Source organism: Microbacterium mitrae, from assembly GCF_008017445.1.
Lineage (GTDB): Bacteria > Actinomycetota > Actinomycetes > Actinomycetales > Microbacteriaceae > Microbacterium > Microbacterium mitrae.
Window position 1 is genome coordinate 115,447 of the sequence record NZ_VRSW01000002.1, and the last position, 23,756, is coordinate 139,202.

The 23,756-nt window shown below is 63.5% G+C and carries 25 protein-coding genes and 1 pseudogene; 9 read left to right on the top strand and 17 right to left on the bottom strand.

Annotation, left to right across the window (positions count from 1 at the left end):
* The 6 genes from FVP60_RS07405 to idi are packed head-to-tail and all read right to left on the bottom strand — an operon-like array spanning window position 1 to window position 4,974.
* Window positions 1–390, bottom strand: coding sequence for a lycopene cyclase domain-containing protein (locus tag FVP60_RS07405; RefSeq protein WP_147825643.1), 390 nt, complete (start codon window positions 388–390; stop codon window positions 1–3).
* Complete coding sequence (locus tag FVP60_RS07410; RefSeq protein ID WP_147825644.1) at window positions 387–755, bottom strand: lycopene cyclase domain-containing protein; 369 nt, start codon at window positions 753–755, stop codon at window positions 387–389. The genes FVP60_RS07405 and FVP60_RS07410 overlap by 4 nt, the downstream gene beginning before the upstream one ends.
* Window positions 742–2,355 carry a phytoene desaturase family protein gene (gene crtI / locus FVP60_RS07415; RefSeq protein WP_147825645.1) on the bottom strand — a complete coding sequence of 538 codons (1,614 nt, stop codon included), beginning with the start codon at window positions 2,353–2,355 and terminating at the stop codon, window positions 742–744. Before crtI ends, FVP60_RS07410 begins: the two co-directional genes overlap by 14 nt.
* Window positions 2,352–3,320, bottom strand: coding sequence for a phytoene/squalene synthase family protein (locus FVP60_RS07420; protein WP_342779454.1), 969 nt, complete (start codon window positions 3,318–3,320; stop codon window positions 2,352–2,354). Before FVP60_RS07420 ends, crtI begins: the two co-directional genes overlap by 4 nt.
* Window positions 3,320–4,426 (bottom strand): polyprenyl synthetase family protein, encoded by a 1,107-nt coding sequence (locus FVP60_RS07425; protein WP_147825647.1) that lies wholly within the window; start codon window positions 4,424–4,426, stop codon window positions 3,320–3,322. Before FVP60_RS07425 ends, FVP60_RS07420 begins: the two co-directional genes overlap by 1 nt.
* The gene (idi, locus tag FVP60_RS07430; RefSeq protein ID WP_147825648.1) at window positions 4,423–4,974 is read right to left on the bottom strand and encodes an isopentenyl-diphosphate Delta-isomerase; all 552 of its coding nucleotides are present in this window, start codon (window positions 4,972–4,974) and stop codon (window positions 4,423–4,425) included. Before idi ends, FVP60_RS07425 begins: the two co-directional genes overlap by 4 nt.
* Window positions 4,975–5,070: 96 nt before the next feature.
* On the opposite strand from idi, the gene FVP60_RS07435 reads away from it, so the two are divergent.
* Both FVP60_RS07435 and FVP60_RS07440 read left to right on the top strand, forming a co-directional pair.
* Window positions 5,071–5,685, top strand: coding sequence for a MarR family winged helix-turn-helix transcriptional regulator (locus tag FVP60_RS07435; RefSeq protein ID WP_147825649.1), 615 nt, complete (start codon window positions 5,071–5,073; stop codon window positions 5,683–5,685).
* Between the two features lies 1 nt (window position 5,686).
* The gene (locus tag FVP60_RS07440) at window positions 5,687–7,258 is read left to right on the top strand and encodes an SDR family oxidoreductase (protein WP_147825650.1); all 1,572 of its coding nucleotides are present in this window, start codon (window positions 5,687–5,689) and stop codon (window positions 7,256–7,258) included.
* 36 nt (window positions 7,259–7,294) lie between these two features.
* Here FVP60_RS07440 and FVP60_RS07445 read toward each other — a convergent pair whose 3' ends face one another.
* Complete coding sequence (locus tag FVP60_RS07445) at window positions 7,295–8,452, bottom strand: AI-2E family transporter (protein WP_147825651.1); 1,158 nt, start codon at window positions 8,450–8,452, stop codon at window positions 7,295–7,297.
* Between the two features lie 72 nt (window positions 8,453–8,524).
* Window positions 8,525–9,250 carry an EI24 domain-containing protein gene (locus FVP60_RS07450; RefSeq protein WP_147825652.1) on the bottom strand — a complete coding sequence of 242 codons (726 nt, stop codon included), beginning with the start codon at window positions 9,248–9,250 and terminating at the stop codon, window positions 8,525–8,527.
* 127 nt (window positions 9,251–9,377) lie between these two features.
* On the opposite strand from FVP60_RS07450, the gene FVP60_RS07455 reads away from it, so the two are divergent.
* Both FVP60_RS07455 and FVP60_RS07460 read left to right on the top strand, forming a co-directional pair.
* Window positions 9,378–9,842 carry a DUF3817 domain-containing protein gene (locus FVP60_RS07455; protein ID WP_147825653.1) on the top strand — a complete coding sequence of 155 codons (465 nt, stop codon included), beginning with the start codon at window positions 9,378–9,380 and terminating at the stop codon, window positions 9,840–9,842.
* A 68-nt stretch (window positions 9,843–9,910) separates the two neighbouring features.
* Window positions 9,911–10,645, top strand: coding sequence for a DUF1684 domain-containing protein (locus FVP60_RS07460; protein ID WP_246132518.1), 735 nt, complete (start codon window positions 9,911–9,913; stop codon window positions 10,643–10,645).
* 17 nt (window positions 10,646–10,662) lie between these two features.
* On the opposite strand, the gene FVP60_RS07465 is transcribed toward FVP60_RS07460, so the two are convergent.
* From FVP60_RS07465 to FVP60_RS07485, 5 genes are all read right to left on the bottom strand, one after another.
* Window positions 10,663–11,775, bottom strand: coding sequence for a PLP-dependent cysteine synthase family protein (locus FVP60_RS07465; RefSeq protein WP_147825654.1), 1,113 nt, complete (start codon window positions 11,773–11,775; stop codon window positions 10,663–10,665).
* 41 nt (window positions 11,776–11,816) lie between these two features.
* Window positions 11,817–12,620, bottom strand: coding sequence for an ABC transporter permease (locus tag FVP60_RS07470; protein WP_147825655.1), 804 nt, complete (start codon window positions 12,618–12,620; stop codon window positions 11,817–11,819).
* Between the two features lie 2 nt (window positions 12,621–12,622).
* Window positions 12,623–13,450, bottom strand: coding sequence for an ABC transporter permease (locus tag FVP60_RS07475; RefSeq protein WP_147825656.1), 828 nt, complete (start codon window positions 13,448–13,450; stop codon window positions 12,623–12,625).
* 64 nt (window positions 13,451–13,514) lie between these two features.
* The gene (locus FVP60_RS07480; protein ID WP_147825657.1) at window positions 13,515–14,693 is read right to left on the bottom strand and encodes an extracellular solute-binding protein; all 1,179 of its coding nucleotides are present in this window, start codon (window positions 14,691–14,693) and stop codon (window positions 13,515–13,517) included.
* 87 nt (window positions 14,694–14,780) lie between these two features.
* Window positions 14,781–15,842 carry an ABC transporter ATP-binding protein gene (locus tag FVP60_RS07485; RefSeq protein WP_147825658.1) on the bottom strand — a complete coding sequence of 354 codons (1,062 nt, stop codon included), beginning with the start codon at window positions 15,840–15,842 and terminating at the stop codon, window positions 14,781–14,783.
* Between the two features lie 217 nt (window positions 15,843–16,059).
* Between FVP60_RS07485 and FVP60_RS07490 the strand changes: the two genes are divergently transcribed.
* Window positions 16,060–16,815 carry a FadR/GntR family transcriptional regulator gene (locus FVP60_RS07490; protein WP_147825659.1) on the top strand — a complete coding sequence of 252 codons (756 nt, stop codon included), beginning with the start codon at window positions 16,060–16,062 and terminating at the stop codon, window positions 16,813–16,815.
* Window positions 16,816–16,877: 62 nt separating this feature from the next.
* On the top strand, window positions 16,878–17,588 hold the full coding sequence (locus FVP60_RS07495; RefSeq protein ID WP_147825660.1) for a cache domain-containing protein: 711 nt from the start codon (window positions 16,878–16,880) through the stop codon (window positions 17,586–17,588).
* 29 nt (window positions 17,589–17,617) lie between these two features.
* Here FVP60_RS07495 and FVP60_RS07500 read toward each other — a convergent pair whose 3' ends face one another.
* Window positions 17,618–18,496, bottom strand: coding sequence for an NYN domain-containing protein (locus FVP60_RS07500; RefSeq protein WP_147825661.1), 879 nt, complete (start codon window positions 18,494–18,496; stop codon window positions 17,618–17,620).
* Between the two features lie 36 nt (window positions 18,497–18,532).
* Here FVP60_RS07500 and FVP60_RS07505 point away from each other — a divergent pair.
* Together FVP60_RS07505 and FVP60_RS07510 are read left to right on the top strand one after the other, a co-directional pair.
* Window positions 18,533–19,053: pseudogene (locus FVP60_RS07505) on the top strand (transposase); the annotation flags it as partial.
* 420 nt (window positions 19,054–19,473) lie between these two features.
* The gene (locus FVP60_RS07510) at window positions 19,474–20,175 is read left to right on the top strand and encodes a hypothetical protein (RefSeq protein WP_147825662.1); all 702 of its coding nucleotides are present in this window, start codon (window positions 19,474–19,476) and stop codon (window positions 20,173–20,175) included.
* An 18-nt stretch (window positions 20,176–20,193) separates the two neighbouring features.
* Here FVP60_RS07510 and FVP60_RS07515 read toward each other — a convergent pair whose 3' ends face one another.
* Window positions 20,194–20,553, bottom strand: coding sequence for a hypothetical protein (locus FVP60_RS07515; RefSeq protein WP_147825663.1), 360 nt, complete (start codon window positions 20,551–20,553; stop codon window positions 20,194–20,196).
* 327 nt (window positions 20,554–20,880) lie between these two features.
* The gene (locus FVP60_RS07520; protein WP_147825664.1) at window positions 20,881–21,882 is read right to left on the bottom strand and encodes a Gfo/Idh/MocA family protein; all 1,002 of its coding nucleotides are present in this window, start codon (window positions 21,880–21,882) and stop codon (window positions 20,881–20,883) included.
* 46 nt (window positions 21,883–21,928) lie between these two features.
* Between FVP60_RS07520 and FVP60_RS07525 the strand changes: the two genes are divergently transcribed.
* Window positions 21,929–22,771, top strand: coding sequence for a sulfurtransferase (locus FVP60_RS07525; RefSeq protein WP_147825665.1), 843 nt, complete (start codon window positions 21,929–21,931; stop codon window positions 22,769–22,771).
* 23 nt (window positions 22,772–22,794) lie between these two features.
* Here the strand turns inward: FVP60_RS07525 and FVP60_RS07530 are convergent, their stop codons facing one another.
* The gene (locus FVP60_RS07530) at window positions 22,795–23,733 is read right to left on the bottom strand and encodes a quinone oxidoreductase family protein (protein WP_147825666.1); all 939 of its coding nucleotides are present in this window, start codon (window positions 23,731–23,733) and stop codon (window positions 22,795–22,797) included.
* Window positions 23,734–23,756: the final 23 nt, after the last annotated feature.

Here is a 23,756-nt window from a genome sequence, read left to right on the forward strand (position 1 = left end):
TCAGCGCTCCGTTCGTGAACCGCGCTGCCGCGCACCTGGTTCCGTCGCGCGCTGCCGCGCACCTGGTTCCGTCGCGCTGCGCCTGCGCCCCAGCGCCTTCCACACGATGATGGTGAGCGTCAGCATGGCAAAACCAAAACCGAAGTCTTCGATGGGAATGTCCCACGGAAACCGCAACCCCAGCGTGGTCTCTGGGTTGTACATCACGATGGGATCAGACAGTTTCGTCAGCCACCCATCCACCGGCACCTGAAATGCGAACATGATCGCCATCGCGACCCAATACTGCGCGCTACGAAAGACACCGGTTCGCAGCCACAGCACCTCGATCAGCACGACGGCGAGCATGGTCAGCAGGGTGGCCACCGGGTACGCGGCAAACGGATTCATGACCGACCACCTGTCGTCGTCCGACCTCGTCTGGCCAGCGCCCGCACCAGCTGAAAAACGCGACCGACCGCTTCATATGTGAGAATCGCGCAAATGGGGATAACGATGAAGAAGATGATCTCCTCCAACGGCAGCCCAAACGGCAACATGATGCCGCTGGTGAACCGCTCGCTATAGCTCCACATTCCCGCACCGATGGCGATCACGTCCCAGATCGAGAACACCAGCAGGGTCACGAGCAACGTCTGCACGAGCCGCAGCGGGCGCCGGTACACGCGCGCGCCGAAGAGAAACTCCAGCGGCAAAGTGAGCACCAGGCACGCCGCCATCAGCGCAATGTATTGCAACGAATCAGGAATGAGCATGAACCGGTTGGTCCTTTCGCGCGCCGGAACCACGTGAGGCCGTGGTGCGGCCGGGGGAGTGATCGCCGCGAATTCGCTTTAAGACGAGCTCGGCGCTAATCAGGCACATGGGTACGCCAACGCCCGGTGCTGTCGTGGCGCCCGCGTAGTACAGGCCGGCCACGCGACGTGATGCATTCTGTGCTCGGAACATTGCGCTCTGGCGCAGAATATGGGACGGTCCGAGCATGCCGCCGCGCCACGAGTTGTAGTCGCTTTCGAAGTCGGCTGGGCCGATGGTTTCGCGCACCACGATGCGCTCGCGCAGATCGGGAATCCCTGCCCACTGTGCAACCTGCTCGATCGCGCGATCGGCAGTTGCTTCGACCTCGGCGCTGCCCGAGCCATCGACGCCGCCGCGGCCGATCGCCACGTCGGCGGGCACCGGAACCAGGATGAAGAGGTTCTCTGAGCCATCGGGGGAGACGTTCGCATCGGTCGCGCTGGGCTTGCAGACGTAAAGCGATGCGGGCTGCGGAACCACGGGGGAGGGGCCGAAGATCGCATCGAAGTTCGCATCCCAATCGGCCGTGAAGAACAACGAGTGGTGAGGCAACTGCGGCAATTCGCCCTCAACACCGAGGAGCACCAGCACGGCGCCGGGGCCGCTTTCGCGACGCTGCCACCACGCTTCTGGGTAGCTTTGCGCATGCGGGGGAAGCAGCGCCGTCTCGGTGTGATGAAGGTCGGCGGCGGAGACGACGATGTCGGCCGTCTCCACGTGTTCGACGTTCGCCGCGTCTCGCCAGCGAACCCCGGCAGCACGCCACCGGCCATCGTCCGGTTGCGTGAGAATTTCCGTGACCTCGGCGCCGGTGATAATCGTCACGCCCGCGTCGCGCGCCAGCACTTCGAGTCGTTGCACGATGGCCCAGAATCCGCCGAGGGGGTATTGCACGCCGTCGTCCAGATCGAGCGCGCTCATCAGGTGGTAAATGGCTGGCGCGCGACGCGGGTCGGTTCCCAAAAAGACGGCCGGGTATTTCAACACCTGGCGCAGTGCGGGGTGGCGGAACCGGCGATGCACGAAGCGCTGAAGGGAGTTCGTCAGCAGGGTGGTGAGCCGCGGCAGCGATCGTACGATGTCGCCGCGCAGAAGCGACCGCACCCGCGTGAACGGGTTGTAGAGGAAGTACCTCTCAGCCATATCGGAGGCAGATCGTGCCGATCGAAGATAGCGGCGCAATCTGCGCGAGCTTGCTGGTTCCAATTCGTCGAATGTCGCCATGACTCGTTCGACGCCAGCGGGAATCACCACGCTGCCGGCATCTTCGCCCTTCGCTGGCTCTGTGAACAGGCGATAGCCCGGGTCGAGCGTGCAGAGGTCGAGTTGCTCCGCGGTACTCGTGCCGAGCAGGTCAAAAAAGTGGTCAAAAACTCCCGGCATGAGATACCACGAGGGTCCGGTGTCAAACCGAAACCCGCCCCGCTCAACGGTGCCCGCGCGACCGCCGACGCGCTCACCACGCTCCAAGACCGTGACCTCGTGACCTTCGCGCGCCAGGAGTGCTGCGGTCGCGAGTCCGGCGATGCCGGCGCCGACAACGATGGTGCGAGTCATGACGCTCCTCGCGCGGTGAGAGCCTGAGCGATCAACACCAGCTTGCCGGGTTGTGAAACGCGCACCCGTTGCTGCATGATCTGTGCCACCGTCCGCTCGGCAATGCGATCGTTCAGCCTGGAGAACAGACGCCGGGCGCAATCCACCGCAACGCGGGCATCGCGGGGAAGCAGGGGCAGAACGGCCTCAGCTTCTGCAAGCTGAAGGCGAATCGTTGCGACCCACTGTGCCTTGCAATCTTCGGTGATGACATCGTCTGGGCTCAAGTAGCTGCGATCGAGCCGCTCGGTGTCATCGGCGAGATCCCGCAGAAAGTTGACGTTCTGAAAGGCCGCGCCAAGGCTACGGGCGCCCTGCTCCAGCGTGTGGGTTTGCTCGACGGTGAGCGATTCGTCGCGCACGAACACGCGCAGGCACATCAGGCCGACAACCTCGGCTGAACCGTAGACGTAGCTGGCATGCGCCTGCGCATCAAACCGGTGGCCGCCGGCGGTAGCAACCCCAACTGGCTCGGCAGCGGAGGCCGCTCTCGCTGGCACGAGTGCTGGTTCCGGCGCCTGCGCGGTGACCGAAATCGGATCAAGGTCGGTGCGCATGGAGGCGAAAAATGGAGCGGTCAGCGTCGCGTCAATGCCGGCGATGCGTGCCGTGCTGGCGAAGGCCTGCACAATGGGGTTGCTGCTGTAGCCGGTACGCACCGCATTGTTGGTTTCGGTCTCCAGCGCGTTCAAACGTGCGAGCTGTTCAATGCTCGCGAGATGTGCCCCGGCGGCGACGCCGTCGACGAGTTCGTCTGCGACGCGCACCAGCGCGTAGATGTTGCGGACGTGTCGGCGGTGGCGCGCGCCGAGCAGGCGCGTTGCCGCGCCAAAGGAGCTGGAATATGCGCGAATCACCTGGTCGGCGGCGCGCTCTGACGCGACAATGTACCGCTCGAGAGGGTCAAGGTCGTGCAGCTCTCGCATCATGCCCGCCTCCCGCGAAGCTGTTCCATCACGTCGAGAAGAAAATCGGCCGCGGCTGGCGGAATCGACGTTGCATCGGCGACCAGCAGGCCGCGTGCGATGTCGAGCTGGTCTTGCACGATCGCCTCGACAGCTGCCCGTGCGCCGCACGATTCGAGTAGCCGCTGCAGAGCGCGCCCCGCGCTCGCCGACAGGTCGCCGGCCTGTAGGAGTCGTTCAACGTGGGGCCACTCACTGGTGAGGCGCGCACATGCGATCAGGGCCGTCTCTTTGCCCTCGCGAAAGTCTGAGAACAGGTCTTTTCCGTGCGCCGCCGTCGCGTCAAATGCAGACAGTAGATCGTCTTGCAGCTGAAACGCGACTCCGAGATGGCGGCCGATATCGCCCAGGCGCTGCTCGACAGCATGCTCCGCGCCCGCCATGATTGCCGCGAGCCGCAGCGGTAGCTCAAACGTGTAGGTGGCCGTCTTCATGCGAGTCATCTCGAGAACGAGCGTGAGTGTCGGCGCGATTTGTGCATCAGAAAGTCCGACGTCAACGTATTCGCCGGCAACGGTCTCGGTCACGGCGGTGTCGAGAACGTCGAGCGCGCGAAGCCGTGCCGCCTCCGCCACACCCACCCGAGCGAACATCTGGTGCGCGATCGTCAGCATCAGATCTCCCGCAAGCAACGCACTGCTTCGCGCCCAGTGCAGGCGTGCGACATCGACGGAACCATTACTCGCGTTGAGCGCGCCAACTCCGGCGAGTCGGCCGATGAGGTTGGGAACCCCGCGCCGCACCAGGTCTTCGTCGATCAGGTCGTCGTGGAGCAGGAAGGAGAAGTGCAGGAGCTCGACCGCAGCCGCCAAGTCAATTGCGGCGGTGCGTGCCGCCGGATCGGCGTGTTCAGGAGCCCGGAGTGCGTCGAACAATCCGAGCAGAAGTCGAGGGCGCAGCAGCTTGCCGCCCTGAGCGCACTGGGAGGCGACGTGCCAGAATTCGGCGAAATCGGTTCCGTGTGCGGCGGCTTGTGTCGCGCGTAGCGCCATCACCGCGGCGAGGCGGTTGCTGATTTCGGCTGCCAAGGCGGTCGCGGACTGCGGGCGTGTGCGTGTGCTGGTCATGACGCGACCGCGGGAGCAAATGTTCCGGCGGCGAGCAGGAGCGGTAGTTGCTCACGAAGCCACGGGCTGAACACAAAGGGCGCCGAGTCGATGGCGGTGGCGAGGTCGACCGGCCTCACCCATTCCCACTCGCTGACTTCGCTCGGCGCGGGTGAAACACCGGCAACAAGCGTCGCGCTGAAGACGGGGCAGACTTCGTTTTCCACGATGCCTGATGCGTCGACGGCACGATAACGAAAGCCCGCGACTTGCAGTCGCAGATCGGCGATTTCAGCACCGAGCTCCTCGCGAGCCCGACGCACGATCGCCTGTTCCATGTCTTCGCCGGGCCCGGGATGACCGCAGAAGCTGTTCGTCCACACGCCCGGCCAGGTTTGCTTGGAGAGGGCGCGGCGGGTGACAAGAAGACGACCATGCTCGTCGGTGAGATAGCACGAGAACGCGAGGTGCAGGGGAGTGTTGTGCCCGTGCACCTCACTCTTCAGCGCAGATCCGATCGCCGTGCCATCATCGGCCAGCAGAACCACCTGTTCCGACGGTGACGTCATGTCGCCTCCCAGGATTCGTGACCAAAAAAGTAGCCTTAGCGATATAGTAAACCATAGGAAACTATTTTTGAGGTTTCGGATTCCGGGGGTGTGCCAATGAAAGCACGCGAGTCGGCTGCGGCCAGAGCCGCCATCATGCTCGGGCACGACGACCTTGTGCATGCCTCAGCAGAGAGCGCCACCATCAATGCCCCCGATGTGTCTGACGGTGATCGTGACGGCATCACGATGGTGATGAATGCGCTTGCTCGACTGCGCGACGCAGAACGCGAGTTGGCCGAGGCTTCTCGCGAAGCGATGGCGCTGAGTGTGCCGGAGATGAAGGCACTGCGGCACCTGGTGGTCGCCACTCGTGCCGGTGAGCCGGTGACACCAAAGATGCTAGCTCAGCACCTTCAGATGTCAGCCGCCTCGATGACAAAGCTCCTCAATCGATTGGAACGCGGAGGTCATGTCGTGCGGGCACTGCACCCCGATGATCGCCGCGCCCTTCGCATCGATGTCACCCCGCGAACGGAGGCGCTTATTCGGCGCGTCGTGGGTAGGCAACAGGCACGAAGGTTCTATGCGGCCGAGAAGCTCACCGCTGACCAGCGGGAGGTGGTCACCGCGTTTCTCGATGACATGACGAGCGCCATGACCGCTGACCACGAGACCTGGGCGACTCAGCAACAGCCCGGGCAACATTCTGAGCGCACCGCCGAGGAGTGACATGACGACCACTGGCAACCGAGAGCGAGACGATGGGGTGGATCTCAGCTTTCCCACCGGGCGTGAACGCGCGCTTCGCGCCAGGCATCACAACGGCTCCCCGGCGCCGCGCGTGCTCGTGTTGGGTGGCACCGGCTACGTTGGTGGGCGGCTCATTCCTCGGCTGCTCGCCGGAGGCTACCGGGTACGAGTGCTCACCCGGTCGCGCCCGCGAGTAGAAGCCCTCGCCTGGGGAAGCGCCGTTGACGTCGTGACGGGAGATGCCCGCGACACCACGGCGATTAGTGAGGCGCTGCATGATGTTGACATCGTCTACTACCTCCTGCATTCGATGACGGCGGGCCGAGGGTTCGCACAGGCCGACAGGCAGATCGCCGAAGCTGTCGCCGCCGAGAGCGCCCGCGCAGGTGTCACGCGCATTGTGTACCTGGGAGGGTTGCACCCCGACGGCGTCACGCTCTCCGCTCACCTCGCCTCGCGGCGCGAGGTCGGCGACGTGTTACTTGCCTCCGGCGTGCCGACCCTGGTGCTGCAGGCGGGCGTCATCATTGGTTCCGGATCCGCTTCTTTTGAGATGGTGCGCCACCTCACCGAGGTGTTGCCCTATATGCCGGCGCCACGGTGGGTGCGCAATTTCATTCAGCCGATCGCGATCCGCGATGTTCTGTATTACCTGTTGGCGGCACCGCTCGTGCCAGCCACGCTCAATCGCGCCTTCGACATTGGCGGACCGGACGTGTTGCGTTACGGGCAAATGATGAATGGGTACGCCGTTGAGGCGGGGCTTCCGCAGCGAGGAATCGCGGCACTGCCGGTGTTTACCCCGAAGCTGGCCTCGCACTGGGTGGGGCTGGTGACGCCCGTTCCACGGTCAATCGCTCGCCCGCTCGTCGAGTCTTTGCAACACGACTGCATCATGAAAAACCACGACATCGATGCGGTCATCGCCCCGCCGCCCGGTGGGCTCACCTCGTATCGGCAGGCTGTGCGGCTGGCGATTGGTCGTATGGAACGCGACGATGTAGAAACCAGTTGGGTCGACGCGCGGGTGCCCCTGGCGCCCAGTGCACCAATGCCGAGCGACCCGGAATGGGCGGGCCGCACCGTCTTCACCGACGAACGAAGCCGACGAACGCACGCGACACCTGCGGCCGTGTGGACCGTTGTCACGCAGATTGGCGGCCGCAATGGCTGGTACTCAGCGGCCGTGTTGTGGTCGATGCGCGGATTGATCGATCGGGTCATGGGTGGGGTCGGTATGACTCGCGGAAGACGATCGCGCCGCAGGCTTGCCGTGGGCGATGCGTTGGATGTGTGGCGCGTTGAACACCTCGAACCGGAACGCATCGTGCGGCTGCGCGCGGAGATGCAGGTGCCAGGGGAGGCCTGGCTGGAATTGCGAGTTGAGCCACAGCCAGACGGTGCCGTCTACCGGCAGCGGGCCGTCTTCTTCCCGCGCGGGCTCTCCGGGCGCCTCTACTGGCTAGCGATGCTGCCGTTTCATGGGCTGATCTTTAGCGGCATGGTGAACCGCATCGTCGCCGCCGCAGAGACCTCGAAGCGCACACCGTAGACCGGGACTCCGTGCCAGGGCTACTCAAGCACCGCGTTACTCCTGCGGTGCTGGCGCCGTGACATGCTTTCGCGCCCACACCGCCGGGGTGTTGGGGCCATCCCACACCTGAATGATGCCCCATGCGACGGCAGCGATCGGAACCGCGAGCACCGCACCGAGCACGCCACCGAGCAGCGTGCCAACGGCCAACGCGATCAGAATCACGAGGGAGTGCAACTTGAGCGAGCGCCCCATGAGCACCGGCTGCAAGAAGTTGCCCTCGATCTGGTTGACGCCGATCACCACGGCAACGACGACGAGCGCGATAAAGGGTCCGTTGGCGACGAGCGCGACGAGCGCCGCGAGAATGCCGGCGACCGTCGCACCGACCAGCGGAATGAAGGCCAGCAGAAACACCAGTACGGCAAGTGGCAGGGCCAGCGGAACCTGCAGGATGAACAGGCAAATGCCAATGCCGATCGCGTCAACGGCGGCCACCGCTGCCGTGCCGCGAACGTAAGATCCGAGCGTCTCAACAGTCTTGGTTCCGACCCGACGTGCGCGCTGCTCGTGCGTGCCGCGGAACGGGCGCAGCAAGAACTCCCAAATCGCTCGACCGTCACGCAAGAAGTAGAACAGCACCACGATCAGCAGCACGAGGCCGGTGAAGAAGCTCGCTACCGCGCCAACACCCGCGAGGGCGCCGGAACCAAACTGCGCGCTGGTGAGAAAATCGCCAACCTGACTAAGCCACTGGTCGATCTGATCTTGGTCGATAACGAACGGGAGTTCGAGGTGGGTGGCCCAATCGACCAACAGTGCCCAGCCGGCCGCGGCCTTCTCTGCGAGCATCGGCCACTGCGTTCGTACCTGCCACACGATGAGCCAGACGACGCCGCCCAACACAACAACGCTGCCGAGCATCGCGATGATGGTTGCCCACAGCGAAGAGAAGCCGCGAGCGCGCAGCCACCGCATGACCGGCGCAAATGCCGAGGCGAAGATGAGGGCAAGAATCACCGGGATCACCACGACGTTCAGCACCCGCATGGCAATAATGACGCCCGCCGTGAGCGCGATCACAATAATCACCTGTAGCGAGCGGGTGGCGAGCTTGCCGAAGCTATCGGCCCAGAACGACGGGCGCGGGGGATCGGTGAGCGTCACCGGAACGGGCGCTGGCGGCTGGTTGTGACGGCGGAAGAAACCCATGCTTTGACGGTACGGGGTTCACGCTGAAAAGTCGCGCAATCCTGCTGTTCGCCGCGTAATTTCGTCGCGCAATTAGGAGGCTGAATGGCCGCCGGTGCCGGGTTGATCAAGGTTCGTGGCGAGTGCTGTCGCGCCGGCGACCGCGACGGGCATCGCGACCACGCCGGCGAACGGGATCAGAATCGTGAGGTTGGCGGCGATACCAAAGCCGGTGATGCGGGCGCGGTTGGCGGCGATAACCGTGTCGTCGGAGACCGTGGAGCGCACCAGATCTTCGCCAAGTTCGCGCCCGGCAGCGACGGCGGCAACGATCCAGCCCAGCACGAAGCCGACCACCGGAATGAGCGACAACAGCAGCACGGCAATCGCGAGCGGAATGCCGGTGAAGAAGCCTAGGATCGTGCTTGCAAACAGCCTGCTGGTGCTCTCGCGGCGAGGCTGCAGCTTCGAGTGGGCGTGCTCGGCCACCGCGCGACGCAATCGTACGTAGGCGAACTCGCCGACGGTGGCGACCAGGCCGCGATATAGCCGGGTCGACAGGTAGATCACGGCGCCGAAGAGTCCGAATGAGACGCCAACGCGAAAGACCGCGGCCCAGATCGCGTTCCAGTCATTGGCGAAAGGCGTGACAGCGATCGCGATTTGTGGCAAGTAGACCAAAAACGCAACGACCGCGGCGGCAAGAACCACCCACACCACGGCCGCGGGGATGAGCGCCGTTTGCATCGCCTTGGGGGTGCGGCGGAACCACGCAAAGGAGTCTCCGAAGTCGGCAATGCCCCGCATGAAATCCCGCACGCGTTTAGCATAGCCGCCCCGTGGTTCCGCGCTGGAGGAAAAGCTTACCGACACTGTGTCGGCAAACTTTCAGTCAACGGAACTATGCTTACGAGGGCGAAAATCGCCGCCGTTTTCAAGGAGAACCGTGTTCCGCGCACCCAAGACGCTGTTTCGCACTCTGGCTATCGCCGAGGTCATCACCTGGACGATTCTGATCGCCGCCCTCATTGCCCGCGCCGTTGGTGCCCCAGGCATTGTGGTCACCATCGGCGGCGCCATTCACGGTTTCGTGTTCTTGTCGTATGGCGCCACCGCCATTCTGGTCGCCATGAACCAGCGCTGGAAGGTGGGCCCGACCATTCTGGCCATTGCTGCCGCCGTGATTCCGTACGCGACGGTTCCCGTTGAAATGGGCTTGCAGCGTCGCGGCATGCTGGAGGGCGCATGGCGCTTGGAACAGAGTGATGACCCCCGCGACCAGCGCTGGTACGACCGCTGGATGCGGTTCTTCCTGAACCGGCCGTGGGCGCTCGCGCTGATCATCGTGGTCGCCATTGTTGCGCTGTACACCGTACTTCTGCTTGTTGGCCCTCCCGGCGGCAGCAAGTAACGCCGCATTCGGTAACACACCATGACCGCGCGTTTGCCGCGGCTCGGCAGGTGTGGTGACATAGAAACGTGAGCAATGCCGAGCAGCAGTACGCCCAGTTTCGTGCCGACCGCATTGCGGAGGTCACCGCTCAGCGCGGCGCGCTCTCCCTGGTGCTAACCCACTGGGATCAGCCGGGTGAGCCGGCCGCTAGCGAGGCCACCGCGCTCGCCGATTTTCCCGATACCGCGGTGCTCACGCGCCTCAGCCGGCCGCACATCGACACCGGCGAGATGCAGCACGGCTATCGCGTCTGGCAGTCGGATTCGCCGGCGGCACAGGCCTTCGAAGGCATTGATGCCTACCCGTACGACCCGGCGTGGGTCGTCACCGGGCGGTTCGAATTTGTCGACGCCGACCGCGTGGTTCCGTTTGAGCACCTCCGCGACGGTGGCGCGCTTCGCCGCCATGCCGTCTCCGGTGACCTTGTGTTCACGCATGACGGCACCGAATATCGTGTGGAAGCACTGGACACCGAGCTGCCGACGGGGCCTGGCCTGCAATTGGTCTTTGCCGACACGACAAATGGCGCCGAGACGTATGGCGCCGGACGCTTTCTTTACGTGCCGCTGCCGGACCTCGGGCGGGCGCTCAAGCCCGGCGACGTCTTGCCCGTCACGCTCAACTTCAACACGGCAGAGATTCCGCCGTGCGGCTTCTCCAACCAGATGAACTGCCCGCTGCCGCCGCTGCGCAACCGCCTCCCGTTTGCCGTTGGTGCAGGCGAGAAGAAGGTGCAGTACGCCGACGGCTTTTCGCTGTAAGGGCAGCGCCCTAGCCGCTACGCGTCAAGCAGCTCGTCGATCATGGCGCGGTACGGCGTCGTGTCAATGCCCTGTTCGGCAAGCCATTCGTCATTGTAATAGCGGTCGACATAGCGCTCGCCGCCGTCGCACAGCAGGGTCAGCACGCTGCCCGATTCGCCGCGCGAGCGCATCTCGGCGATGATGCGCAACGCCGCCCACAGGCCCGTTCCGGTGGAACCACCCGCCATGCGCCCCATGCGTGCCTGGAGCGCGTGAATGGTTGCGATACTTGCGGCATCCGGAACCTTCATCATGCGGTCAATGACTGATGGCAAGAAGCTCGGCTCCATGCGAGGGCGCCCAATGCCTTCGATGCGGCCCGGAGTCTCGCAACGCTCTTGCGCGTTGCCACCCAACCAGCCATCGAAGAAGCACGAGTTTTCGGGGTCGGCCACGGCAATGCGGGTCGCGCGCTGCGTGTAACGCACGTAGCGGCCGATCGTGGCGGAGGTTCCGCCGGTGCCCGCCGTCGTGACGATCCACGTCGGCTCCGGGTGGGGCTCCTCAGCCATCTGGCGAAAGATTGATTCGGCGACGTTGTTGTTGCCGCGCCAGTCGGTGGCGCGCTCGGCGTAGGTGAACTGGTCAATAAAGTGACCGCCCGTCTCCTCGGCCAACCGCATCGATTCGCTGGAAACCGTGCGTGCGTCGTCAACGTAATGCACGGTTCCGCCCGCGAACTCGATCAGGCGCGTCTTCTCAGAGCTGGTGGAACGCGGCACCACCGCGATGAACGGAACCCCGATGAGGCGAGCAAAGTACGCCTCAGATACCGCCGTGGAACCGCTGGAGGCTTCGATGACCGGCACGCCCGGACGAATCCACCCGTTGGCCAAGCCGTACAAAAACAGCGAGCGCGCGAGGCGGTGCTTGAGGGAGCCGGTGATGTGGGTGGATTCGTCTTTGAGGTAGAGCTGGATGTTCCACTCGGCGGGGAGTGGAAACTGCAGCAGATGCGTGTCGGCGGTGCGTTGTGCGTCGGCGTTCACCGCGCGAATGGCCTGCTGTACCCACGCGTCATAGCCGGTGTCGCTTCGATCAACGTCGACGGTGGTCGTGTCGGTCAGAATGCTGGGTGGCGTGCGCATCGAACTCCCTTGTGTCTCGATGCTTTGAGTTTAGTGGCGGCTCAGTCGATGTCTTTCGACAGTCGCTGGGATGCCCACACCGGAATGAAGGAGGCAATGATCACGATGGTGGCAACCACATTGACCATGCTGGCTTCGTTCGGGCGCGCCATCTGGTTAAAGATCCACAGCGGCAGGGTCTCAACGCCCGGGGGCGCGGTGAAGATGGTGACCACGACCTCGTCAAAGCTGAGGGCGAAGGCCAGGATGCCACCCGCGATGAAGGCGCTGCGGAACTGCGGGAATGTTATGAGGCGGAAGGTCTGCCACGGCGTTGCGCCAAGATCGCGCGATGCCTCTTCAACGTTGGGGCTGAGCCGGCGCAACCGCGCGAACACGTTGTTGAACACCATGACGATGCAGAACGTGGCGTGGGCGATGATCATGCCGAAGTAGCCGACGTGAATGCCGATCGGCTCCAGCACCTGGTTGAAGGTGTTATTCAACGCCACACCGGTGACGATGCCGGGCAGGGCGATCGGCAGCACCACCAGAAGGTTTACGGCCTGCTTGCCGAAGAAGTCGAAGCGCTGCAAGGCGTAGGCGACGAGCGTGCCGAGAACGAGGGCGATGGCGGTGGCACCCAGCCCAACGAGAACCGAGTTGAGCAGGGCCGCCCGCACCGGCTCATTGGCAAACGTCTTGCCCCACCAGTCGGTGGAGAACTCCTCAATGGGCCAGCTGGAGATGCGAGCCGCGTTAAACGAGTTGCTGATCACCAGGAACAGCGGAACATACATGAACGCGAGCACGGCGGCGACGATGATGCCGAGGATGACCTTGGCTCCGGTGGAGAGGCGAAGCATGATTACATCCTTTCCAGAGCGCCGGTGCGCTGCACGCTCAGCAGGTAGATGACAACGAAGGTGATCGGAACCATGGCGAAGGCGGCGGCAAGCGGCGGGTTCAGGTTGATGTTCAGCGCGATGAGGCTACCGATCATCTGGGTCGAGCCGCCGACAAACTTGGCAGCGATGTAGTCACCGAGGCTCAGCGAGAACGTGAAGATGGAGCCCGCGATGAGGGCCGGCTTGATGAGCGGAACCACGACCGTGAAGATGGTGCGCCCGGCGCCTGCGCCGAGGTCCGCGGAGGCGTCGAACAGGTTGCTGGGAAGCTGGCGGATCGCGGTGTAAACCGGAACGGCCATGTACGGCAACCACAGGTAGGTGAGCGTCAGGATGGTGGTGAACTCGCTGAAGCCGGGGCCGTGGCCGCCGATGGGGGCGAGTAACCAGTTGACGAATCCGTTCTCGGTGAACGCAATGCGCATGGCGAGAATCTTGACGAGATATCCGGCCCACAGCGGCATCGTGATGGCGACGGCGAGTACGGCACGCAGCCAGGGCTTAGCGATCTTCGCCATGAAGATGCCGAGCGGAATCGAGATGAGAATGCACAGCACCGTAACGCCGAGGGCAATGCCCAGCGTCTTGAGCGCAGTGGAGAAGTAGGCGCTGTTGGTGAACAGCTGCTCGAAGTTGCGTAGCGTGAAGCCCGGCTTGACCTTCGAGGTAAACGAATCGGTGGTCCAGAACGCCGTGATGAGAAGCATCGTCAGCGAGAAAATGTAGATACCGACAAGCCAGGCCATCGGCAGCGCCAGAAGTGCGGCGAGTTGCCCTCGACGTTTCATGAGTCGATCCGTTCTGTGAAGAAGAGGTGGGCGGAAGATCGCTCTCCCGCCCACCGGGGAATGACTAGCCCTTGACCTTGGCCCAGGCGTCGGTCCACTGCTGGAAGTTGGTGCACGTCACATCGGTGCGACCATCAATGCACTGCTCGATCGGAGTGGTCCAGAACCAAACGTTCTTGAAGTACTCCTCGTCGGTGGCGTTGTAGTAGTCGCAGTGCGCCTTCGCCTCGTCGTTCAGCTCGCAGAACGCGGCGTTGGCGGGTGCCATACCGAAGTTCATCGCGATGGCGCCGTTGACCTCAGGCGAGGAGGTGTAGTTCATCCACTCGTAGGCGCAGTTGGGGTTCTTCGCGTCGGTGGCGAGCATCCACGCGTCGGACCATCCGGTCGAACCCTCCTTCGGCAGAACCGACTTGAACTTGTCGTCTTCAGTCAGCTTGCGAAGCACCTCCCACGAGGTTCCCAGCTCCGTGGTCCCGCCAACGAACGACGTGATCTGTGCGGCAGGGTCTGCCCAGTACTCAGACACGATCTTGTTCTGCTGCTGCAGCAGCTCGATTGCCGCGTCAAGCTGCGTCTGGTCCAGCGCGTAGGGGTTCTTGATGCCGAGCTCGGGGTCAGTTGCCATCAGGTAGATGGCGGCATCGGCGATGTAGATCGGCGCGTCGTAGGCGATGACCTTGCCGGCGTAGGGGCTGTCTGCCTCCCAGGCAACGCTCCAGCTGTCGGGGGTCTCGGTGACGACCTCCGAGTTGTACTGCAGGATGTTGGCGCCACGGCCGATCGGCACGCCGTAGCTCTTGCCGTTGAGCGTGTCGTAGATCTGGCCCTTCATGCCCTCGACGATGTCGTCGCCGAAGTTGGGGATCAACTCGAGGTTGAGGGGCTGCACATCGCCGCCGACGATGAGGCGAAGGCTCGCGTCGCCAGAAGCCGAAACGAGGTCGTAGTCGCCACTCTGCATGAGCTGAACCATCTCGTCGCTCGTTCCCGCGACCTTGCGGTTAACGACACATCCGGTCTGCTCGGTGAATTCGTCTGACCAGGCCGGCTCCACAAAACCCGACCACGCGACGATGTTGACTTCTCCTTCGTATTCGCCCTTCTCTTGCATCATTGGAACATCGGGAACCTCGATGCTGAGGCCGTCGGATGAGCCGTCGGTGGCGCCTGAGGAACATCCGGCGAGGACGAGCGTTGCGGCTGCCGCGACGGCGGCGCCGGCCAAAATGCGTGAACGCATGGTGTCTCCTTGTTGGTGTTGAACTGCTGTTCTGGGTGCTGAGTTCGTAAGAGTGTTGAGCTAGGAAGGTGAGGCAGGGGCCTCGCGTTAGGGGAGCGGAACCGCGTGGTTACTCGACCACGCGACCCGAACGGCATCGCCGCGCCCGAAGGGAGCCTGATCTGCCGGGTGATGCGCATTCTGCGCCTCGGCGATCACGCGGTGGTTGCCGTCGGTTTCGACGATGTAGCGCGTCGTCGGGCCGGTGTAAACCGTCTCGGAGATGACACCCGCGAGCGACACCTCATCGGCGGCGACAACAGAACCGGCCGCCACGACGCGCACGCGCTCGGGGCGAATGCTGATGCTGCCGACGGCGCCCTCCTGGTCGACCGATGCGGGAAGGATGTTGGAGAGGCCGAGGAAGCGAGCGACAAACTCGGTCTGCGGAAACTCGTAAACGTCGCGGGCGGTGCCGATCTGCTCGATCTTGCCGTTATTGAAAACGGCCACGCGGTCGCTCAGGGTGAGAGCTTCTTCCTGGTCGTGGGTGACGAAGATGAAGGTAATGCCGACCTCGCGCTGAATCTGCTTGAGCTCAATCTGCATTTCTTCACGCAGCTGCTTGTCGAGGGCGCCGAGCGGCTCGTCGAGGAGCAGAACTTCGGGCTTGAGGATGAGTGCGCGTGCGAGCGCGATGCGCTGGCGCTGGCCGCCCGAGAGCTGGTGGGGGAGTCGGTTGGCGACGGCGCTCAGTCGCACCTGCTCGAGCGCGGTTGCCACTTCTTTCTCACGCTCCGCGCGGGAAACTCCGCGCACCTTGAGTCCGTAGCCCACGTTTTCCGCGATGGTGAGGTGCGGAAACAGCGCGTAGTCCTGAAAGACGGTGTTTACCTGGCGGCGGTGCGGCGGCAGGTTCGTGACATCCGTGTCGCCGAGCATGATGGTTCCGCTCGTTGCCTCTTCGAAGCCGGCAATCATGCGCAGCACCGTGGTCTTACCCGAGCCCGATGGGCCGAGCATGGAAAGAAACTCGCCCTTCTTCACGTGCAGTTCGAGGTCTTTTACGGCGGTGAAGTCACCGAACGTCTTGGTGACGTTGGTCAGCGAAACCGCGGCGGTCGCCTCATCGGCAACGGCGGTTGTAGTGGGCTGGGCATCGGTGCGCATCCTGGCTCCTCAGACTTCTTTGATCACAAGGTGTGAGTAAACATATAAAAGCAGAGGATAGATTGCAAGTGCTTTGCGAAATTGTTTCCGCGGCGTAACATGCACCGCAGAGCGTGAGCGATTCACCCCGCCACGCTTTGGGGATGGCATCGGGGGCGATGCAACACCCCTCCATGCGTGCCGTGTATACGCAGAAAGGAATGAAAGAATCGAGCCGATGTCAGCCTCGACCACCACCGCGAAGAAGTCCGCAGCCCCGCACCGCATGCAGGGCGCGCTGTTCATGCCGATCGGTGATGAGGGCCGCGCTGAGCTCGTGGAGCGCCGTCTTTCCGAGGCGATCACGGGTGGTCATTTGCGCGCCGGGGAGCGGTTGCCAGCTGAGCAAGACCTCGCCCGAACGCTGGGCGTTGCCCCCGTTACCGTGCGCGAAGCGCTGGGCGTTTTACGCGAGCGCGGGCTCATCGTCACGCGGCGCGGTCGCAACGGCGGCAGCTTCGTTGCCGAGGGGGCCGACCCCCTCGTCTTCGCGCGTCAGGCCGTGCAATCGTCGTCGCGCCTCGCGCTTCGAGACCTCGGTGCGCACTACGCGGCGATCACCGTCGGGGCCGTGCGGTTGGCAGCTCGACGCGCAGACCAGGCAGAGGCCACCGCACTCGTGGCGCGCATCGATCGTGCAGAAGAATCAGACCTCGGCGCGTGGCGCCGCACGCTCGATGATGTACAGGTCGAACTGGTGGCCCTCAGCCAGTCGGCACGGCTCACGCGTGAGCAAATGAAACTGCAGTCCGAAATGAGCCCCTACCTGCGGCTCATTGACGGCGACCCGCAGTCTCGCCTCGTCCTGCGAAGCCACCTCCGCGACGCTGCTGTCGCGGTAAGCGAGGGCGACGCAACGGCCGCTGGCACGGCCATCGAAGAGTTCGTAACCCGCGCCGTTCACGACCTCGTCGTTATGCAATCGGAAATCTAGAAATCGTGCCCAACCCGTCGCGATGAGTACGATGCAGTAATCCCTTCAACCCGGAGACCTCTATGACGATGACGCCACCCGCTACGGCTGATCGCGCCGCTTCGATCATCGCCGACTACTTCCGCCCGCCGATTCTCGCGCTGGAAGCCCTCGCCGAGCCCGTGGCCGACGCGATTGCCGACGAGCTTTCTCCTGGTTCCATGTCGGCCAATAAGCTCGATGCCCTCGTCGCGCCGTTCGCCGATCAGCTCTTCGACACGATCAATGCACCTGTGTATGGTGCGGGCTTTATCGCGGCGCTCGACCTGCTGAGCGATTCGCGCAGCCACTTGGCCTGGTGGCAGGGCGCAGAACGCCGCAAGCTCATTCTTGCCGCACAGACGGTGAACAAGCAGCGCATCGATTACTCGGAGCTGGAGTGGTTCCGGGTGCCGTTGTTCTCCGGCATTTCACATGTCGCGGGCCCCTACGTCGACTACCTCTGCAGCGATGAATACACGATCACCATTTCTACCCCGGTACGCGTTGATGGTGCGTTTGTTGGCGTACTCGCGTTCGACCTCCTGATTGATTCGGTCGAGCGTCAGCTCACGCCCCTGCTGCGTGATTTGGGCGCGCACGCCACGCTCGTGAACGGCGTATCTCGTGTCGTCGTATCGACAGATGCCGAGTGGGCGACGGGCGATGTCGTGCGGGGCGGAACCATTGAGGGGCACACGCGGGTATCGTGTGATGGCATTGCCCTCGACGTGCTCGTCGGAAACTCCCGCTGAGCAGGCGAATACTCGGCCGTTGAGCGGTACTACTCGGTGCTCTGCTCGCGGAAACGCACGAGGCGTTCGTGGCCGGTTTCCTCCATCTCAGCGATCGCCTCGTTCGCTTTGAGGAAGTCGGAAAACGAGCGGAATCCGAGCGCCTTTTCACTAAACGACGGATCCATACGGCGCATGTGCTGCTTTACCGCCGAGGAGTGTAGCCAATCGGCGTCTTCCTTCTCTTGACCCATGCGCAGTGCGCGCTCGAGAAGTGTCTTGGCTGTCGCCTGCGGGTCGTCCACCTTGCGGTTGGCGGCGCGCGAGCCGCGGGGTCGGGTGGGTTTCTTTTCTTCTTCGGCGACCGGAACGGCGACGCCTTCGAGAGACTCGTAGGTGGCGAATTCGTCGCACGCGGCGGCGAGGGACTTGGCGGTGGAACCGGCAACGCCGACACCCAGAACGTAGCGTCCGAGACGCTTGCAGCGCTGCGCGAGGGGCACGTAATCGGAGTCGCCGGCGACAATCACGACGTGAGTGAGGTCGGGTAGGCGAAACATGTCCTCCACCGCGTCGACGGCGAGACGAATGTCGGCACCGTTTTTGGCGTACGCGGCAGCCGGAAACAACTGCACCAGGTCAACGGCACGGGCAACGAGTTGGGAGCGATACTCCGCATTGACCGGGTTTGACCAGTCGGCATAGGCGCGCGTCAGCACGAGCGTGCCGTAGCTCGCGGCATAGTCGATGATGGCACCGACGTCGATGGCCGCGGCCGCGAGCCGATCGGCTATGGCAGCATCGGTCGGGTTGGCGGTGATCTGTTGACGATCTTTGCTGTAAGAGTTGCGACCGTGCACGCGGTCGTACCAACTCATCACAATGTTGTCGAAGTCGAGATAGACGGCAACGCGAGCTGATTCAGTCATGCGCACAGTCTGTCACTTCTGGGTGATGAGGCCTAGGAGCTCGCCAATCGCGGCGTTCGTGACGTGCTGATCGTCTGCTGCGACGGGCTGACCGGATTCCCTGAGGCGATCGCAGCGACCTGGCCGACAGCGACCGTGCAGACCTGTGTCGTGCACCTCATCCGCGCGGCGATGCGGTTGGTGAATTACAAGGACCGCAAGGCCGTCGCGGCGGCGTTGAAGCCGATCTACCAGGCCGCAAACGAGGACGCTGTGCTGGAGGCCCTCGCGTTCCCGCCCGCCTTGCGACGTGTGATCTAACGGCCAACGCGATCGAATCGCTGAACTACTAGCTGCGGAAGATCACCAAGAACCGACGGCATTTCCCCGACGATGCCGCTGTGGTGAAGCTGCTTTGGCTGGCGGTCTGCGACATCGAGGATAAACGCGCCGGCGAACGAAAAGGAACGCGGACCCTCGCCGTAAAACGCAAAGCGTCCCGAAGGCGCATCGAGGGCAACGTCACCACGAACCGGAAACAGGCACTCGAGCAGCTGGCGCTGGCCTACCCCGAATGAATCACTCCCTACTCTGACGACCAAACTCCGAACCTCTTACACAGAAAACTTGACGAGCCCCGTCGTCGCGCTCGCTCGCAGCCGTGAGGGCGGCGTCACCATCAAACAGATCGCCACCGATTTCGGTATCAACGAAGCCACCCTGCAGAACTGACTCCGCCGGGCCGATGTCGAAGAAGACAGCCGTCCCGCGTTCGCAACCCAGGCCCCGGCCTCCGGGTGAAGTCCCACTTCCAGCGCGGGGGTATTGACCCCACCAACCCCAATCAACACTCGCAGCAAGGGGGGCCGCTGTTTCCATAACCCAAACGACCGCGCTCGCCGCGGTTCGCCCGCGTCGTCGGCGGCGTCTTCTGGCTCGTTGGAAGTGTCTGCTAGCTTTGCTGGACACATGTAGAACTGCATAGGGGGACTATAACCATGGTTTTTAAGCATCGCCGGCATCGCGTTCTCTCGGCGGCCGTCACCGCAACCTTTCTGGCCAATCTCGTATCATTCGTCCCGGCTCCCGCCGATTTTCCTGGCGCACTTGATTCAGAAGAGCCCCTGATCGCTGCATACGTCGTCGGTGCAGATGGCACTCCGATTCCTCTAGACGAAGTGCCGTTCAAGTCGGAGGACGCGCCATCTGAGGGCCCATCGATTTCGCCCTACCTGCTTGATTTTGGGCAATGGGTCAGCTGCATCCAGATAGGTAACGAGAACGACGTGTTCATGAATTACCAATTTGCGAAAGACGGGCAAATTCAAGATGTGAGGCTCAAATGTGGGAATGATTACTACGGGTACCGACACATTAAGAAAAAGCACGAGACCGACTGGAACAAACTAATGACAGCGGGCGAGGCGCTCGGTTGGGTGCCTGAGTCTCAAGGGATTGAAAGCTGGGACGATCTCATGGCGCAGTCCGCGGGGATGGTCCTCTTCGGCTGGCAAAACACCGGGTACAACCCCGGGAATAGCAAACGTTGCGCAATCGCGAAAGTCCAGTGGTACCGCATGGACACTTTCCAAGTAGTCCTCTCGAAGCGGATCATTGTGGTCTTCGCGACCGACAGTGACAGGCTCATTACCGCGTACCCGCCAAAAGATCAGAACACACAGACCTGCTATCCGAGCTAACCGGGAATAGCAACTTAATTAGGGGCGCACAACGACCGCGGACGACCATAGCTCGGCGACGACTTTCTCATAGAGCTCGTCGCCGAGCATCTCCCAGATGACGTACCCCGGGTCTTCCGCAAAGGAGTCAGGTTGCTCGCGCCCATAGTCGAACCATCGGTTCAATCGTTCTCTCAGACCGTCGGAAATCGGAACCGCTCCACCACCTTCGTCCTCCAACGGAGGTAAATAGCGCGTGGAAAACGAAGCCATATACACAAGACCCAACCGCCCCTGCGCAATCCGCCGCGCTCTATCGAGGGTCTCATCGGGAGTCGAATAGGCAGGAACGACATACTCAACCTGCGACTCAGGATCTAAGACGCGCTCTTCCTTCATCCATCTTGTATACCTGACGTCGACACTACGCCAAAAATCTCCAGCAAGATGAAGAGATGACTACGCGGACGAACCATGCCGGACGTCGCCTGGCTCGCCATCGCGCCGCGCGCAGCGGCTACTCCAGGTTAGGCGCAAACGCTCGCCTCGATCGGCTTCGACAAGGCGACGCGCTCGTGGCGGGAGTCAGTGTCAGATGCCTCCGTCATAACAAAGCATGTCAGAACCACAACAAGGAAAGGCGGCCACCATGACCACACCCGTACCCGGGATCACCGTCACCACCTACCACGGAACAAGCGACCTCGCCCCTGAATCGCCCCGGGTTTAGTGGAGAACGAGTTCGCCCGAATCCGAGGGATACACCACGCCAATCTGCCGACGGATTTCGTCGAGCGTCTGCATGATGCCGACGCTCTCTGCGATCGGGAGGAGGCCGCCCGTGAGGTCTCCGGCAGCCACGAGCTGCTCGGCGGCCAGCGCCTGAAATTGCATACCGCGACCCTCAATGTGCGACTTGTAGGTTTCCAACACGGTGCCGTCGGTCGCCACAACGCGAAATGACGTGGCCCCGTACCAGACGGGGTCGATGTACATCGAGGCCTCGGTGCCCATGATCGTCGCCGCGGTCGCCCCGCGTGCGATCGCGGAACTGAAGGTGCTCGCCACCCGACCACCCGAGTACGTAAACGTCGCTTGCACCTGGGTGTCGGTTCCGGTCGCTCCCAGTGTTCCGGTCGCGGTGACTGTCTCAGGCTTGCCGAAGATGTCCCACGCGAAGGAGATGGGGTAGATGCCGAGGTCGAGGAGCGCGCCGCCACCGAGCTCGGGGTTGTTGATGCGGTGGTTGGGGTCACTACTGAGCTTTTGGGTGTGATCAGCGGTGAGGGCCACGACGTCGCCGAGGGTTCCGGCGGCGATGATCTCGCGGATGCGGGCCATGTGCGGCAGATAACGAGTCCACATCGCCTCAAGCGCGAGGCGGCCATGACGTGCCGCGGCATCGGCAATGAGCTGGGCCTCGTGCGCATTCGCGGTGATGGCCTTTTCAATGAGCACGTGCTTGCCGTGCTCGAGCATGAGAAGCGCCGGGGCGACGTGTTGCGGATGCGTGGTCGCGATGTAGACGATATCGACGTCGGGGTCTTGCGCGAGTGCGAGATAACTGCCGTGTGCGCGTGGAATCTCGTAGGTGTCGGCGAAGGTTTGCGCACGCTCGATCGAGCGGGAGGCGACGGCCTCGATAGTCAGGCCCGCGGTGCGGAGATCTTTTACGAAGGCGTTGGCGATGCCACCGGGGCCGAGGATGCCCCACCGAGGTGCTGTCATTCCGGAAGCGTAGCGCGCTCATGCCTCGAGCGGGCAAGATGAAGTCATGGCCGTCACAATTTCTGCTTTTGACCTTGCCGCCGAGCTCACCGGGGAGCACCCCATTCACGTTCTCGATGTGCGGTACCGCCTCGATAAGCCGGATGGCCGCGATGACTTCGCTGCCGGGCACATTCCCGGTGCCGTATATGTTGACCTCGACAAAGAGCTGGCCGAGCACGGCGCCCCAGAACTCGGGCGTCACCCGGTGCCGAGCATGGCGCGTTTGCAGAAGGCTGCCCGTCGCTGGGGCGTGCACAAAGACAGTGAGATTGTCATTGTTGATGACTTCGCGATGATGGGTGCTTCACGCGCGTGGTGGCTGCTCGACGGTTCCGGCTTCACGAATGTGCGCGTGCTTGACGGCGGCATGAAGGCGTGGCGCGCGGCGAACGGCGAGCTGGAGACCGGGGAGGGTGTTGTGCCTGAGCCGAGCGACGTGGAGATCACGTCACTGCACGTGGGGCTGAGCGTTGGTGAGGCCGCGGTGTGGCCCGAGGAGGGCACGCTCGTCGACGTGCGCGTGCCGGAGCGTTACCGCGGAGAGACGGAACCATTGGACCCGATTGCGGGGCACGTGCCGGGCGCGGTCAACCTGCCGGGCGTGCGTTACCTTGCGGAGGACGGAACCTTGCGGTCGCCGGAAGAGATTCAGGCCGCGTTCGCCGAGGTGTCGGCGGGCAAGCCGGTCGCACTGTACTGCGGGTCGGGCATCACTGCCGCGCAGGCAGCGCTCGCGGCGGCATCGGCCGGTATTGATGTCGAGTTGTTCCCCGGCTCGTGGAGCGCGTGGTCAAACACCCCGGGTGCCCCGATTGCGACGGGTGCCGAGACGGGCGGTACCGCGTGACCCTTGCTACGGCGTGAGGTTCATCACGGCGTGATGATGAGCTTGCCGTCGCGACCCGCCTGGCTGGCGGCCTGCGCATCGGCGGCGCGTTCGAGGGGATAACTCTCACCGATCTCAACCGTGAGCGTGCCCGTTGCCATGAGCGCGAGGCTCACTGGCATTGCTTCGATGCGCCACGCCAGCTGCTGCGCGGTCATGGGGTGGCGTGAGCCGCCCATAAAGGCGCGGATTCCCCAACTGTCGGCCTCCTTGCCGCGCACAATCGTCACGATGCGGGAGCGATCGGCGACAACGGCGAGCGACGTTTCAATCGCCTCGTCCGTGCCTGCGCAGTCGATGACCGCGGTGACCTCGATGCCCAGCGCGCGAACGCGCTTGGTGAGGCCCGCGCCGTAGGTCACGTGGGTGGCGCCGAGCGCGGTGACGGTGCCGGCCCGACGGTCGCTGGCGGTGGCGATAACGCGAGCGCCGAAAAGCCGCGCGAACTGAATCACAAACTGCCCGACCGAACCAGAACCGGCGTGCACGAGCACTACATCGTCCGTCGTGATCGCCAGCGAGCGCACCACCTGATACGCGGTACCCGCGGGCACACCCAGTGCGGCTGCGGCCGCGGCCGAGACGCCCGCAGGCCGGGGGAAGACGTGCGCCGCGCTCACCACAACGTCGGTCGCGTACGCGCCCGCCGCATTGCAGAACGCCACCGCGTCACCCACCCGAAAACCGTCAACACCCTCACCAACGGCAGCAATGGTTCCGGCGCCATCCGATCCGGTGCCCTGCGGCCCCTCAAACGGGGGCGTCGCGCGCAGCCCGCTGCGCAGCTTCCAATCGATCGGGTTCACGCCCGCCGCCTCGACCCGCACCGTGACGGTGCCGGGTGCTGGCTCCGGAAACGGAACCTCAACAAGGGTCAGAACCTCGGGGCCACCGAGCTGGGTGTACTGGATCGCCTGCGACATGCTTCGAGCCTAACGGCCACCGC